General features: G+C 50.9%; 12 protein-coding genes. 5 read left to right on the top strand and 7 right to left on the bottom strand.

Annotation, left to right across the window (positions count from 1 at the left end; genetic code table 11):
* Position 1: 1 nt before the first annotated feature.
* Positions 2-247 carry a hypothetical protein gene (locus B157_RS36090; protein WP_020606536.1) on the bottom strand — a complete coding sequence of 82 codons (246 nt, stop codon included), beginning with the start codon at positions 245-247 and terminating at the stop codon, positions 2-4.
* Positions 248-1,333: 1,086 nt separating this feature from the next.
* Here B157_RS36090 and katG point away from each other — a divergent pair.
* Positions 1,334-3,631 (top strand): catalase/peroxidase HPI, encoded by a 2,298-nt coding sequence (gene katG, locus B157_RS0127515; RefSeq protein WP_020606534.1) that lies wholly within the window; start codon positions 1,334-1,336, stop codon positions 3,629-3,631.
* A gap of 106 nt (positions 3,632-3,737) precedes the next feature.
* Here katG and B157_RS0127510 read toward each other — a convergent pair whose 3' ends face one another.
* The 5 genes from B157_RS0127510 to B157_RS0127490 all read right to left on the bottom strand — a co-directional run bounded on the left by B157_RS0127510 (position 3,738) and on the right by B157_RS0127490 (position 10,197).
* Positions 3,738-4,232 (bottom strand): hypothetical protein, encoded by a 495-nt coding sequence (locus tag B157_RS0127510; protein WP_020606533.1) that lies wholly within the window; start codon positions 4,230-4,232, stop codon positions 3,738-3,740.
* A 233-nt stretch (positions 4,233-4,465) separates the two neighbouring features.
* Positions 4,466-5,035, bottom strand: a complete 570-nt coding sequence (locus B157_RS0127505; protein WP_020606532.1) for a hypothetical protein — start codon at positions 5,033-5,035, stop codon at positions 4,466-4,468.
* Positions 5,036-5,304: 269 nt separating this feature from the next.
* A complete protein-coding gene (locus B157_RS0127500; protein WP_020606531.1) occupies positions 5,305-6,189 on the bottom strand; it encodes an Rpn family recombination-promoting nuclease/putative transposase in 885 nt (294 codons plus the stop codon).
* Between the two features lie 221 nt (positions 6,190-6,410).
* Entirely contained in the window at positions 6,411-9,491 is a 3,081-nt protein-coding gene (locus B157_RS0127495) for a PD-(D/E)XK nuclease family protein (protein ID WP_020606530.1), read from the bottom strand.
* A gap of 109 nt (positions 9,492-9,600) precedes the next feature.
* Positions 9,601-10,197 (bottom strand): MiaE family protein, encoded by a 597-nt coding sequence (locus B157_RS0127490; RefSeq protein ID WP_020606529.1) that lies wholly within the window; start codon positions 10,195-10,197, stop codon positions 9,601-9,603.
* An 89-nt stretch (positions 10,198-10,286) separates the two neighbouring features.
* Between B157_RS0127490 and msrA the strand changes: the two genes are divergently transcribed.
* The 4 genes from msrA to B157_RS0127470 all read left to right on the top strand — a co-directional run bounded on the left by msrA (position 10,287) and on the right by B157_RS0127470 (position 14,179).
* Entirely contained in the window at positions 10,287-10,973 is a 687-nt protein-coding gene (gene msrA / locus B157_RS0127485) for a peptide-methionine (S)-S-oxide reductase MsrA (RefSeq protein WP_041952300.1), read from the top strand.
* A gap of 185 nt (positions 10,974-11,158) precedes the next feature.
* On the top strand, positions 11,159-11,842 hold the full coding sequence (locus B157_RS0127480) for a hypothetical protein (protein WP_020606527.1): 684 nt from the start codon (positions 11,159-11,161) through the stop codon (positions 11,840-11,842).
* Between the two features lie 120 nt (positions 11,843-11,962).
* Entirely contained in the window at positions 11,963-12,976 is a 1,014-nt protein-coding gene (locus tag B157_RS0127475; RefSeq protein ID WP_020606526.1) for a hypothetical protein, read from the top strand.
* A gap of 138 nt (positions 12,977-13,114) precedes the next feature.
* Complete coding sequence (locus B157_RS0127470) at positions 13,115-14,179, top strand: acetate and sugar kinases/Hsc70/actin family protein (RefSeq protein WP_020606525.1); 1,065 nt, start codon at positions 13,115-13,117, stop codon at positions 14,177-14,179.
* A 62-nt stretch (positions 14,180-14,241) separates the two neighbouring features.
* On the opposite strand, the gene B157_RS36080 is transcribed toward B157_RS0127470, so the two are convergent.
* A partial coding sequence (locus B157_RS36080; RefSeq protein WP_020606524.1) for an IS30 family transposase occupies positions 14,242-14,512 on the bottom strand: 271 nt, incomplete at its 5' end.

Here is a 14,512-nt window from a genome sequence, read left to right as displayed (position 1 = left end):
CTCACCGTTTTTTCTGCACTTTCTGATAGGCCGAGAACGCTCCGTATCCAACCAGAGCCGCAATGATACCGTATACCCAAACGGGTATGTTCTTGCCGACAATGATCAGGTAGAGGTAAGCGGATATAAAGAAGAAACCCGTAAGCAGTAGTGGGACAACGATGGATTTTTTCTGGCGTAGCCGACGGATGAGCCAACTCAGCGAAAGCAGGAAAAAGGGAATGGCCCCCCACGTAGATACTCCCAAAAATAATCGGGTTCACGCCGTACTGTTTGCCCAGGTTAAAAAACCACTCCTGCACCTGACTCCACCATTCCATCGGATTTCGTCGCTTTAATACTTACCGTCCCGTAAAATTCTTGGCAATATCCTATTAACTACCTTACCGGCTGCAAAACCCTTTAAGATCGCAGTACCGGCAAGTTTCCAGTTGGCTGATTTATCGGAACGATTCGTTTACGTCGGGAAGTTTGTGGATGGGCAACACCGGTAATACGTCCGCGATTTGGATGTATTACCGGGGTTTTCGTTACTATTGAAGCGGACAGAGTTGGTTTTGAAGCCGCAGCATCTACCGCGCTCTTGTAACTATTGATCCGTGAATAAAGTCTTCATAGCTGGCCAATTACCATCTTTGACAAAGTTCTAACCTTTGAAAAAGGTTAGAACTGACACCTCTTTACAGATTAATTCACGGACCAATAAGTAGTCCGATATAATGCCGTGAGCAAAAAGGGCTGGAAGTGTATGGGTACGTTAGTATGAGTAATCACGTATCCCTGATGGTGCGTGCTGGTCGCGAAAACCTTTTTGATGGGTTGCGGGACTTTAAAAAATTCACGGCGAGTCAAATCCTAAAAAAAATCATTCACTGTAAAACGGAAAGCCGCAAAGAATGGCTGTTAAAGCGGTTTGAATTTGCGGCTCAACGCCCTATTCGTAAAGCCTTGTATCAATTCTGGACGTATGAAGACCATGCTGTAGAACTTATCAGAAACAAGTTCATCAAACAAAAGTTGATGTGTATATAGCCACGATAACTCAGTACGAGCAGGGTGTAGGTGGAAGAGCCGCAGGAATATCTGTACGCAAGCGGCCGCACTTATGGTGGTCGTCAGGCAATGACTGAGATTGACTTACTTACGTGTCTCGATGGTATACGAGCCGGTCAGAGACCGGATAACACAGCAACGTAGCCGGGAGACTACGCCGGGTAAGACGTCGACGAAGGGAGAAACTACTGGCAACCGGGTAAGCCTTCTTCTACCGCATGCGAATACTAATAATCGTTTAATCGTTCAAATACATTTTTAACTCAACTATAAATTTAGAATGAAATCATTTGATAATCCGGAAAGTCTTGAAAAATGCCCATTCAGAGGTACCCGCGTAGGGGGTGCACTGGGAACGGCTCCTCAAATTGATGACTGGTGGCCTAACCGCCTGCAGGTAGAGTTACTTCATCAGGAACAGCCCGCGGCAAATCCCCTCAGTGACGAGAACTACAAAGAACTGTTCAATAAAATTGATTTTCCGCAACTGAAGCAGGACATCAAGGAGTTACTCGTCACTTCTAAAGAGTGGTGGCCGGCCGATTACGATAATTACGGCCCGCAGATGATTCGGATGGCCTGGCACTCAGCCGGTACGTACCGTATTGCCGATGGCCGGGGGGGTGCCGGGCAGGCCATGCAGCGCTTTGCCCCCATCAACTCCTGGTGGGATAACGGCAATACCGACAAGTCCCGTCGGCTGCTGTGGCCCATCAAGAAAAAATACGGTGCGTCGTTGTCCTGGGCTGACCTGATCGTGCTGGCTGGTAACTGCTCGCTGGAAATCATGAATTTCCCCACCTTTGGCTTTGGTGGCGGACGCCGGGATGCGTGGGAACCCGACCGCAGTACGTACTGGGGACCCGAATTCTGGGGCGGTAAACCCGTTGACGAGGTTCCGGCATCCACCGACCACAAGGGGCATCCCGACGAAATGGTCAATAATAATTTGCGCTGGGTTGGTGACCCTAAAGAGACCATTTGGGACCTGGAAAATCCACTGGGCGCTACCCACCAGGCGTTGATTTATGTGAATCCGGAAGGGCCGGCGGGTAATGCTGACCCACATGATTCGGCCCGCGAAATCCGCGAATCGTTCGCACGGATGGCCATGGGCGATGAAGAAACAGTAGCGCTGATTGCCGGCGGACACGCATTCGGTAAGAGCCACGGCATGGTAGCGCCGGATAAGATTGGTGCCGCGCCGGAAGCCTCCCCTATCCACGCGCAGGGTTTTGGCTGGCATAACCCGGTTGGTTCCGGTAACGGTGTCAACACCATGACCAACGGTATTGAAGGATCCTGGACGCCAAGCCCTACCCAATGGGACAATCATTACCTGGAAAACCTGTTCAAATTCGACTGGAAGAAGATCACGAGTCCTGCCGGTGCAACCCAGTGGACGCCCATTGATCCCAGTGCGCCCAAAACACCGGACGCCCACATACCTGGTCAGATGAACGACCTGATGATGATGACTTCCGACATCGCCCTCAAGGTAGACCCGGCGTATAATGAGATATGCCAGAAATTCCTGAGCGACTTCGATTATTTTACGGATGCTTTCTCGCGGGCCTGGTATAAACTGACGCACCGGGATATGGGGCCGAAAGAACGCTATCTGGGCCCGGAAGTACCGGCAGTAGATATGATCTGGCAGGATCCAAGACCGGACCGGGATTATGAACTGATCGACGGTGATAACGTGGCTACCCTGAAGCAGCATATCCTGAACAGTGGCCTGACCGTTTCGGCGCTGGTTTCGGCAGCCTGGTCGGCAGCTTCGATCTATCGCGATACCGATAAGCGCGGTGGCGCTAACGGGGCCCGCATTGCACTGGACCCGCAAAACACCTGGGAAATGAACCGCCCCGACGAACTGAACCACGTTCTGCAAACCCTCCGGGGCATTCAGAGCGATTTTGCAAGCGGACAGTTTGGCAACAAAAAAGTGTCGCTGGCTGATCTGATCGTGCTGGGCGGCTGTGTAGCGGTTGAGAAAGCGGCTCGTGATGCGGGTATTGACGTTAACGTCCCCTTCACACCGGGCCGGGTCGACACGACGCCGGAGTTGACCGACGAAGAAAGTTTCGATTGGCTCAAGCCGGTATCGGACGGGTTCAAGAACTACCATAATGACCGGGTAGGCTACCGCGTTGCTCCCGAGCGTATCTTCCTGGACCGTGCCCAGCTCTTGACACTGACGGCTCCCGAGTGGACCGTACTGGTTGGTGGACTTCGCGTGCTGGATCAGAATTTTGATTACTCGAAGCACGGTGTCTTTACGGAGCGCCCGGGCCAGCTAACGAATGATTTCTTCCAGGTGCTGACCAACATGGATTATGTGTGGGTTCCCCAGGCGGGTAGCGACATGCTGTTCAACATTAAGGAGCGGAGCAGTGGCGTTACCAAGTACACCGCCACCCGCTGCGACCTGATTTTCGGTTCGAATTCCCAGCTACGTAACATCGCTGAAGTCTACGGCGCCGACGACGCGCAAAAACGCTTCGTTCACGATTTCGTGGCGGCCTGGGACAAGGTCATGATGCTTGACCGCTACGACGTGAAAGACGAATAATATTCTCCTTAATAGAGAAGTCAAAAAGAAGAGGTCCGGTACCATCAGGAATGGTACCGGACCTCTTCTTTATCTACTCCAACAATCGGCTCTAGCATACGACCGTTTAAGCGGCTGCTGCAATAATCGTTAGATAGTAATTTATACAGTGTAAAATAGTCAGCATCATAATCTCTTTATTTTCTGTGCGGTCAAATTCCGTTGACGTGTCAATTGTATAGTCAAATCTCAACTTACTCCATACAAAATCAGTGTCAACTACCAGCAACTCACTTTCCGCTGCGTCGATAAGTATAAATTTACTACTGAGAAGGCTTTTCGTTTTTAACAGATAATTGTGCTCATTTCCGTTGAAATTTGTCCTGATAACAATACCGTTCCAACCCATTCTAAAACCTAACAGCACGTTCTCGGCTTTTTTCAATTCAATTTTTGATTCCCAAAATCCTGTTGGCTCAAATTGATACGTCGAATTGTCTGCCAGTTGTATTTCAGCGTCAAACGAATACCATTTCGCATAAGCCAATTCGCCAATCGGGGAATTACCGTTTGTCAAACTGAAGTTTCTGGAGTTTGTCGATTTTACTTTATACTGTCCCATCGTTAGACTTTTGGTATACGATTTCCCCTACTGTTTCATGGCGTTTGGAATGTCGCCCGGAACCTCAAAATCTAACCTCTGCGACCTGTCAGCAGTGATTCCAACACACAATTACTGGAATACTTAACGCCTACATGACTTAACAAAACACACGGATGCCCTTCGTTTACACCCCCTGCCGGATGGGCTGAAGCCTTCCTTCGGGGCGGGCATCCTATCGCCGGAAACCTGCCTTAACTAACGTGTTCATTTATAGGATCAATGCCTGCATTTTTCAGTAGACGTGTGAGAAACGTTTTGGTCAAGCCATTAAACCAATGACTTACTCCTATACAAAGTTGCATTTCGGTATCAGTTATAGTAACATCATCGCTGCTTTTGGGATGAGTAATGCGATTACGAATCTTGATAGCATCTTGAAAGTTTTGCCATGCCTTTGTACCCACGCCTAATTCAATACCCGCACTGTGCCTATAATTGACAACCTTCGTTACAAACTGCAAATTGTCATTCAAAGACAGAAACCTGGCCTGTTCTCTAATGTCTCCATTACTCTTAAGTGAATACTCAGTCTCGGATAAGAGCAAGTATTCGCTTATGGGCATTTCGGGGGCATCTGGTGATTTTTCAGCGTACAAGCATACCTGCTTCATAATCCAGACGCAACCTTCAATGCTAGCGAAGATGGTTCTGATGTAAGTACGCCTATGAAACGGAACATCAGCCGTTTCTAAAAGTAACTCTGCGAGGGCCGAATCATGAAGCAAATTGAGATATGCGTCTCCGAGATCACGAAAAGTCATTTTATATAATGGTAGTTATCTGATTGTCCAAACCTACCCAACCGGGGCGGTTCTCGTGTCAGCCGAAACTTGCCGAACAAGCAAAGAAGCCAACCTCTGCAGCCTACAACCTGTCGACCACAACCCGCTGAACGAATACATAAACAGCGAACACCCAACGACTCCATGTGCTGATGGCGAGGAACGAGCCTTTACACACATGGCCGGTTCGGCTGTCAACGCTGACCTTGCGGCCTGCTGCCTGTCGCCAAGAAACTGGCAGTGCTATTTTAACTACCAGTTATTCGCTGTTGAACTCCAAGCACAAAATCAATCGAAACGCCGTTATCTTCTGCTATCTCTTCGAGTGAAAGTTTTCCTCGATTGAGAGCTTTCGTAATGGCTTCTGTCTTTACAGCCAAATTCTCTGCCTCCTTAGCTGCCTCAATTTTCTTGTTTTCATTCTTGACCGCCAGCGCGTTAGCCGAAATGGTCATTTCATAACTCAATCGCTGCTCGGGCGTGAAAGCCCGCTTGTCCAACTCCTGAATCGCCACCCGTAGCCATTCCTCATTCCAGAACTGGGGAAACTGCGTTGGCTCACTTACTTCATGTATGGTTTTCATCGTATAGATCAGTTTGTCAAGGTCATTTTCAACCTCGCTCATCCCCTTTTTGAACTTATCTAACTCTACGGTAATAAACGTCATTTGCTCGTCTATCAGTTCGTTGTTCTGATTTTTAAGCACAGCAACGTTTTGGTAGTCAGCAACGTGTGTAAAAATACTAACCGCCAAAATGCCGATACAGTAGATTTTGGGCAGGTTGTCAAACTGGTAGTCTCCTTTCCGAATCAGGGTGTTGAGCCGGTAAAACGCATAGAATTTCATACGTTGAATAAACTCTGGATACTCGCTCAACTGCATTTCTACGATGAACTCATTTCCCCTTTCGTCTTCGCAAAATAGGTCATAAATCCCGCTTCGGCTGTCACGTGTCACGCCCTTAATTTCGTTTTGAATAAACGTTACCTGCTCAATAGCCACGGGCGAGTTAATGAGTGCCTGTAATGCCTTTCGCAAAAACCGGGTATCGGATTCGTTGCCAAAGGTGGCTTTGAAGCCATAATCGGAGACGAGAGAAATAAACCGCTCGTTGTCGTTGTACAAGTCCATGAGTCAAATTTACTCTAAATTCAGCAATTCCCACTTTGGCTTTTTGGGCTCTTTTTTGACCTGTGAAACGACTTAATTTTGAAAGAAACAGGCCGTTTTGATGCGGGTGTTCTCATAAAAGCATCTATTTGGTGGTCATTCTTTAGCGCATTTTTTCCAAAGTGGGAATTGCTGTACTGTTATGGATTTTCGCAAGTAGCCAACAATAGGTGTTACGTCCTCTACCGCCCGCAAATCCCCTTGAAATCGCAGTATTGGCAGGTCTCCAGTTTGTCGGTTTTGCGGAAGGGTTCGTTTACGTCGAGGAGCCGGTGGATTAACTGCTTCAGCAGGGATTCCGAATCGCGGATGTACTGGTCGGGGTCGTCGTTGCTGTCAAAGCGGACGGGGTTGGTTTTGAACCCGCCATTCACATCCCTGAAGGAGTAAAACCCGGCTTCTACCGGCATTCCCTGCGCGGGAAAAATGTCCCGTTTGGCCCGGTCGCGGGGCAATCCCCCGTGTTCCTGTATGTTTTTGAGGGCCAGGTAGCGATACAGCCATACCTGCCGCATCTTCTCCTGCGCCCCGTCGCCCAGCAGTTTTTCAATCAGATCTTCCTTCTTCACATCCGGCAACTTGACACTCCCGGTCTTATAGTCGACAATACGAATTATATCGCCAAACTGCTCAATGCGGTCTACCTTACCCGCTATCCGTACCCGGATGGTTTCACCCCCGTCCAGCGGCACGTTCAGGTAGGTTTCGAGCGTTTGCTCCGTTCCAATCACTTTCAGCCCGGCCAGTTTGCCCTGCTCCTCCTGGAAATCGAGCATCAGCTTCTGCGCCAGTTCGTAGAGCAGCAGGTTCATGCCCGATTCAATCACCCGCCCTTTCATGGACTTGTTGAACTCTTCGGCCAGCAGGTTCCGTATAATCGTTTCATCGACGGGTTTGTCCAGCAACTTATAGTCCTGGTCCAGCCGTTCCAGCACCTTGTGCACCCAATCGCCAAACTGGGCCACGCCCATTTTCTCCTCGATGTCTTCCTCCTCGCTGATTTTCACGATCCGGCTGAAGTAAAACCGCATGGAGCAGGCAATAAACTGGTTGAGGTACGACGGGTAAAGCCCTTTGCTGGTCAGCGTTTGAATGAGTTCGGCCCGGATGGTTTCAGTTTTAGGAACGCTCAACGTCGATAAATCGGCGACTTTACTCTCCCCCTTCCGGCCAAAGCGTACCGTTGGTTTGGACAACTGGATGCGGGGATGTCGAATCAGGCTGGCCTCCTCCAATCGCCCCTCATCGAATAATTTTTTCCGCTCCGCTTCTGACAGGCTATTCGCTTTTTCAACCAGTTCGTGTTCGAGCTGACGGATGTAGCGGCTTGGCTCCCCTTTGCTGTTGCCGTAGGCATCGGTAGAGGTGGTGTGCAACAGCACAATATCGGTAGCCCGCTGTAGTAACCGATAGAAGTGATAGGCCATCACGGCCTCCTGCTCCCGGTAGGTAGGCATTTTCAGTTCGGCGGCTATATCGAACGGAATCAAGGAATTGAGCTTCCGTGATTGGGGCAGTATCCCTTCGTTGACCGACAGGATGATAACCCGTTCAAAATCCAGCGCCCGCGTTTCGAGCATACCCATAATCTGCAACTGGCTTTTGCCCTCACTCGTAAACGGAATGCTCGTCTGCCGGATGAGTTCGTACAGAAACTGCCGGAAACTCTTCACCGTCACGGGTGTACTGTCCGCCGATTCGGCCTGCCTGTCTAGGGTGGCTTCCAGTTGTTTGAGCAGGGTGAAAAATAAGTAGAGGTACTCGATCTCGATGGCATCCTGACTAACCCGGTACACATCACGCAGGCGTTCGATTAGTTCGTAGAACAACTTGATAGCCCGCATAGGGTCTTCGTTCGGCCAGCGGGCAAAGAGAATCTGTACCAGCGGGTCGTCCTGGCCTAACTCCCTGATTTCCCGCTCGGTCAGGTACACGCGCTGCTCCCTCACAATTTCTTTGGCAATCCATTGAAACAGGGGCTCCGGTGGCAGCACCTCCCCTGTTTCAGCAAATCCCCCTGGCCACATCAGGTCCTTTATGCGTTCGTACTGTTTCACAAAAGGGTGATTCAGCACCTTTACGACGTGGCGGTGGTGGTACTTTGGAATACGCAGATCGCGCCCGTCCTTCGTTCGGAACTCGTGTACCGTCCGCTGCATCTCAAACAGCGTATCGACCAGCGTAAACAGCAGCGACGATTTTAAGGATAGACCCATCGTAACGTTCAGGTCAACCACGCTTTCATCCAGCGCATAGAGCACCGGAATCAGCAGGGTTTCGTCGGCGAGTACGATGGCGGTTTTCGGCGAGCGACGGGGTGTTGCCGATGCCGGATCGAATCCGCTCGTTTCCTGTCGCTCGGCCTCCTTCCATTCGCTGAATAGTTTCCCGGCCACTTTTGCCTGCATACTGGCGTTGGCCACCCCAACGATACGGATGTTCTTTTCGGTCCCCAGCAGATTGTTAGACAGGTCGTCATTATTCTGAGCGGAGAACAGCCAACCCTCCTTCCGGTACCGGCGCAGGAATTCGCCCGACTCCTGCCGCCAGTCGTTGATGTAATACTGATCGGCATCCCAGAATATTTCGGCTTTCTGCGCATTCAGCAGAATCTGGATAATGTGCTCCTCGGCGCGGCTCAGGGCGTTGAATCCCACAAAATACACCTTTTCATAGGACAGGTTATCCCGAATCTGCGACTCCACATTTTGGGCCAGCCGTCGATAAGCCATGCCCCGGTAGGCTAGTCCCTGCCGGTCCAGCCGCTCCTGCAGGGCTTTGTAGGCCGCATGCAGGTTCTCGAAGAGTTTGAAATAGCGCGTAGTGCCCGCCGTTTCCACAATGGGAGCAGCCTGCGGGGGGGCGTTCACCTGCCAGCGTTTCAGGGCTTCGGCGGCCGTCAGGTAACTAAACAGTTCGGACGGGCTGACGAGGTACTGGTCGATCCGGTCAAAATCGGCGAGCAGGACGGTGGCCCAGCCAATGAACTGCTCGAACTCAACCAGCGGATCGATGGCCCGGAAAACATCGTAAAGTTCAAATAACAAACTGACCGAATCGATCAACTGCACCCCGGCGGCCTGCGTAATAAAATCATCGACGGCCAGCGCGTGGGGGGCCAGAAAAGGCCGATCAGAAAGCGCGGACAGTTCATCGAGGAAAACCGAAACGGCCCGGCGTGTGGGGAGTATTACCCAAATCTCGCTCATGCTTTCGCCGTGAGCATCAAAAATTCGTTGAGCAGTTTGTTGTAAAAACGTCATTCAGTAGGTTGTCATTCGTTGTCATTGATTGTCATTCGTTGTCATTGATTGGTAAAACCACAAATGACTACTAATGACAATTAACGAATGACAATTTATGACTAAAAAGTTAGTGCATCCGGTCACTCCGCACATCCAGTGATTTCATAATGTCGGCTTCTTCGGCCAGAAATTCCTTCCACCGCTCCCGCACGCGCTGGGTGGGTACATACGTTTCGGCGAGTTCGATGAAACTACGGTAATGCCCCGCTTCCGAGATCATCAGTTCGTGGTAGAATTTCCGAAGTCCTGCATCGGCAATGTGTTCCGACAGTAGTTTGAACCGTTCGCAGCTTCGGGCTTCGATTAGCGCATTCATCAGCAGGTTATCCATCATCTGCTCCAGGTAGTCCTTGATGGTCCGGCGCAGGCGACTCCTTAGCTGGTTGACGTATTCATCCTTACGAGGCCGTCCGAGGGGAATATGTCGCTTGTCGAGTTCGTTGAGTACCCGCCGGAAGTGCCCCCACTCTTCGGCCACAATGGGGGTAAGTACGGCAATCAGCTGCGGCTTATCGAAATACTGGACAATGAGCGAAATACAGGACGAGGCCGCTTTCTGTTCGCAGTAAGCATGGTCAATCAGGATTTCGCCAATGTTCATTTCGGCAATGTTGACCCAGCGCGGGTCGGTGGGCAGTTCAAGCCCCAGCGTAGTCAGTGACATAAAGCAGCGTGGTCAGTAAACAAAGATACATGTTTGCCGACAAACGGGCGATTTCGCAACCTCCAGCGCAGGTTTTGTGTTCAGTAGGTATGAAATCAACGTACCGCTATTTTCTTATTCCTCTGTTCTTTGCCGGCCTGTTTGGGCTGACCGGTTGTCAGCAACAGTCATCCAGCGCCACGGAGGCCAGTACCGATACCCGCCCGGCTACCCTGCCCACCCCGCAACCCGGCGAAGCGGTGGCCACTTTTGCCGCTGGCTGTTTCTGGTGTACCGAAGCCGAATTCGAATCGCTGCGGGGCGTTCGGGAGGTAGTGTCGGGCTATGCCGGTGGCGAACTAGACAAGCCAACCTACGAACAGGTCGGCAGCGGTCAAACGGGCCACGCCGAATCCGTTCAGGTGTATTACGACCCAAACGTCATTCCGTTCGACACCCTTGTCAAGGCATTTTTCATTGGGCACGATGCCAGTTCGCTGAATCGGCAGGGCCCCGATGTGGGTACGCAATACCGGTCCATCGCCTTCTACCGGACACCCGCCGAGAAAGCCGCTATCGAGTCGGCCATTCAGCGCGAAGACGCGTCAGGGCACTACAGCCGCCCCGTTGTGACCCAGGTGCTTCCGTTCAAGGAGTTTTTTCCGGCGGAGGTTTACCATCAGGGTTATTACTACAGCCACCCCAACGAGATGTATGTCAGCAGCGTTTCGAGGCCCAAAGTCGAGAAGTTCCGGAAGCGGATGGACAACTGGCTGAAACCGGATGTAAAAAATTAACGAATCCAGACATTCGGCCCGTCCTGGGGCATTTTGTCAGTTCCCGCAACCGTTCGGCCAAATCTGATATTGCGGGAATGAACCGAACCTCGTAACATTGTTCAGTAATTCAACGAACGGATTGCCCCGCATGGATTGCCCCGCATGGAATGCCCGGCGGGATTTCCGGTAACTGACTGAATACGATGCCTGAACCAGACAAATCCATTGGCCAGAAAATCCTGAGCTTCTTCGTAAAGGAAGGGGAACCGGGTGTAGCCACGGGTACGCCCCCGGCCCCTTCCTCAGCCGCAACACCCCGCCCAGCACCCGCACCGGTAACGACACCGCCCGTAACACCGTCGGAAGCAGTCGATGCGAAGTTTGCCGAGCACCTGGCCAACGTACTCGCGCAGAGTAACCCACCGGGACCCGATTATTTCGAGTTTCGTGAAACGCTTCGCAGTCTGAGCAACCTCGGTCTGTCCGAAGAAAAGCAGTTTCAGGCGGCCTGGGCAAGTTTCAAGGCGCTCGGTGGACCAGCCGACATAAACACGCTGACGAGTACGGCGAATGGGTATATTGCGGCCCTGAACAAAGACCGGGACGGTTTCGGCAAGAGCGTGGAAGCGGCTCTGACAGAGCGGGTTGGTGGCCTACAGACTGAGCAGAAACGGCTGCAATCGGAAAACGAAGCGCTGGCGAAGCAACTGGTTGAAATCCAGAAACAGATTGATACCAACAAAAACCGGCTTACAGCCATTGAGGGCGACATAAACGAACAAAGCGCGAAGATTACGCAGAACCGGCAAAACTACGAATCGACCTTCGCCCACTTCCTGAATCAGATTAAAGACGATATTGGAAAAATGACACAATATCTTAAATGAGGTGCAAGGTTTTCGGTCTATAGTTTTCGCCGGGCCGCCATTGCAAGTGGCCTGTCATGAGCCAAAAACTTTAAATCCTAAACCGTAAACCATAAACTAAAAACCGTAAATCTACTTTCAATGGCAACTCCCGATTTCTCTCAACTTGGCGGTAAAACAGACACCGAAAAACGGTCGTTCTGGAGCCGCCCCGAAGGTGTTCTGGGCATGATTGTGCTGGCTGGTGTGGCTGGCTTCGGCCTGGTGTACTTCAACCGAATCATCGAATTTCTGATTCGGGCGACGTCCAATATTCTCGAACTTGGCCTGTTGCTGGGTGCGCTGGGTGTACTGATTTTCCTGTTCACCAGCAAAGACGTTCGCACCGCTGTTTTCTTCCTGTTCAAGTCGATGATGCGCAGCATTACGGGTACGGTTATCCAACTGAACCCCATCGCCATCATGAAAATCTACGTGCAGGATCTGCGTGAAAAGCGTGAAAAAATGCAGGGGCAAATAAATACGCTGGCGGGTCAGCTGGTGAAGTTGAACAAGAAAATCAACGAGAATAACGAGACTATCAAGCAGAAATTTGCCGAAGCCAACAAAGCTAATTCCATGAGCGACAAACCTGGAATGCGGGAGTCGGCCCAACTGGCTACCATCGAAGGGGCGGGCCTTCAGGAGATGAATGAAAAGCTGTTTCCGCTGCAGCGTAACATGAAGCAGGTGCTGGCCTTTATGGAAAAAGTGAACCAGAGCGCCGATTACATCATCAAGGAAACCGACATAAAAGTACGGCTGAAAGAAACCGAATACCAGATTGTAAAGGAAAGCTCCAACGCCCTTAAAACGGCGGTCAGCATCTTCAAAGGCGATCCGGACAAGAAGTTCTACTTCGACCAGTCGATGGAATACATTCAGGACGATATGAGCCAGAAACTCGGCGAAATGAAGCGGGCCATGGACCTCTCGATGGATTTCATCAACGGCGTTGATATTCAGAACGGTATTCTGTCCGACAAAGGCGAAGCGCTGTTGGACGCCTATAACAAAGGTGAATTCAAAATGGTCCAGCTGGATTCGCCCGCTCAACCCGTCATCCTCGGAGCAAACCCCGCGAAGGACGCAGGTTACCGGAATTTACTGGACTAATCTTTAAAGTTGAATGAGTGAATGTTGAATGATTGAATAAAAACGGATGGCCATTTTATCAATCAGCGTCTCACCGCACGGGCGGCCCCATCACTTATTCACTCATTCAAAATTCACTCATTCAAAACTAACAATTCTATGCAACGTTTAACCGTGGCCGGTCGGCTGCTCATTACGGCTCTGATTCTGGCCGGTATCTTCTTCGCTTTCCGCTACTTCGGTGGCAATGAAGCCCTGCGCAAACTGGCCCCCAAAGATCAGGAAACCGCGGAGTCACAGACGCTGCCCCGACCTGATAACCAGACGACCGATGGATCGGCTGAGGAAGCAACGTCTACCGCATCGTCTTCTGATGATGCCAGTGCATCCGACAATACCGCCAGCGATCAGCCCAAACAGGCTTTTTCCTATACCGCGCCCGAACCGCAGAACGGGCAGTTGAAAGGCGTGGTTGAGTTAGGGGCCAGTGGCTTCAACTCATTTATTGTTCGCGTGGATGACCAGAAACGCTGGAAACTGGAAAAAGCGGAGTTCGGTAATAGCTTAGTGATGGAAAACATGGCATCCGACAACGATATTCGGGCGGGTCTGAAAAGCTATATCGGCAAGATGCTCGACTTTGGTGTGGGCGGGCGCAACATTCACTTTGTGGTCAGTTCCGGCGCGTTGAAAGCCGAAGGAACGCAGAAGATTATCAAAGCGTTGAAATCGCTGAATTATGTTGTAAACACGGTCACTCCCGAACAGGAGGGATCATTGGGCCTGCGGGCAGTGTTGCCGTCTGAGTTTTATCCCAATTCCTTCGTAACGGATATTGGCTCAGGCAACACCAAGATTTCGTGGAAAGAAGGCGGCTCGACAAAGGCGCTGGAAACCTACGGAGCCAAGTATTATGAGAACGGCACCTCCGCCGAAACGGTAGCGACCGAAGTGCAGGCAAAAGCCAAACAGGTGCCGTCCGACCATCGGAAAATCTGCTTCATCATCGGGGGCGTACCGTTCGAACTGGCCAAAGCCGTTCGGAACGGAAAGGAGCGTTATACCGTACTGGATGCCCCGTCGGCCTACACCAAAATGGAAAGTGCCAAATCGAAGGCGGGCCTGAACATTTACAAATCCATTGCCGATGCTACGGGCTGCAACCAGTACGTGTTCGACTGGGATGCCAACTTCACCATCGGCTATTTGCTATCGCTGAAGTAAATTGCTATCAGTGCCCATTTTATCGACCCGATCAGGCTAACCTGATCGGGTTATTCGCACATTCACATTTCCAGTGCATAAAGCTTATTCTGAGCGAATTCAGCCGGACTTAGATAACCCAAACTTTTGCGAGGCCGTTGATTAAGTTGTTCTTCAATCCAAGATACATCAGTAGGACGGACAATACTAATTGGACAAGCTTTGGGGATATACTGACGGATCAACCCATTCGTATTTTCATTGAGTCCGCGCTCCCAACTATGATACGGATGAGCAAAATAGGTAGCTGCCCCGAGTTGTGTGCCGATTAGTTCATGGCAGACGAATTCCAGG

Origin of the sequence: Spirosoma spitsbergense DSM 19989, assembly GCF_000374085.1 — a bacterium.
In the GTDB taxonomy this organism is placed as follows: Bacteria; Bacteroidota; Bacteroidia; order Cytophagales; family Spirosomataceae; genus Spirosoma; species Spirosoma spitsbergense.
The sequence above is the reverse complement of the archived record's forward strand: the minus strand, read 5'-3'. Positions and strand labels throughout refer to the sequence as shown.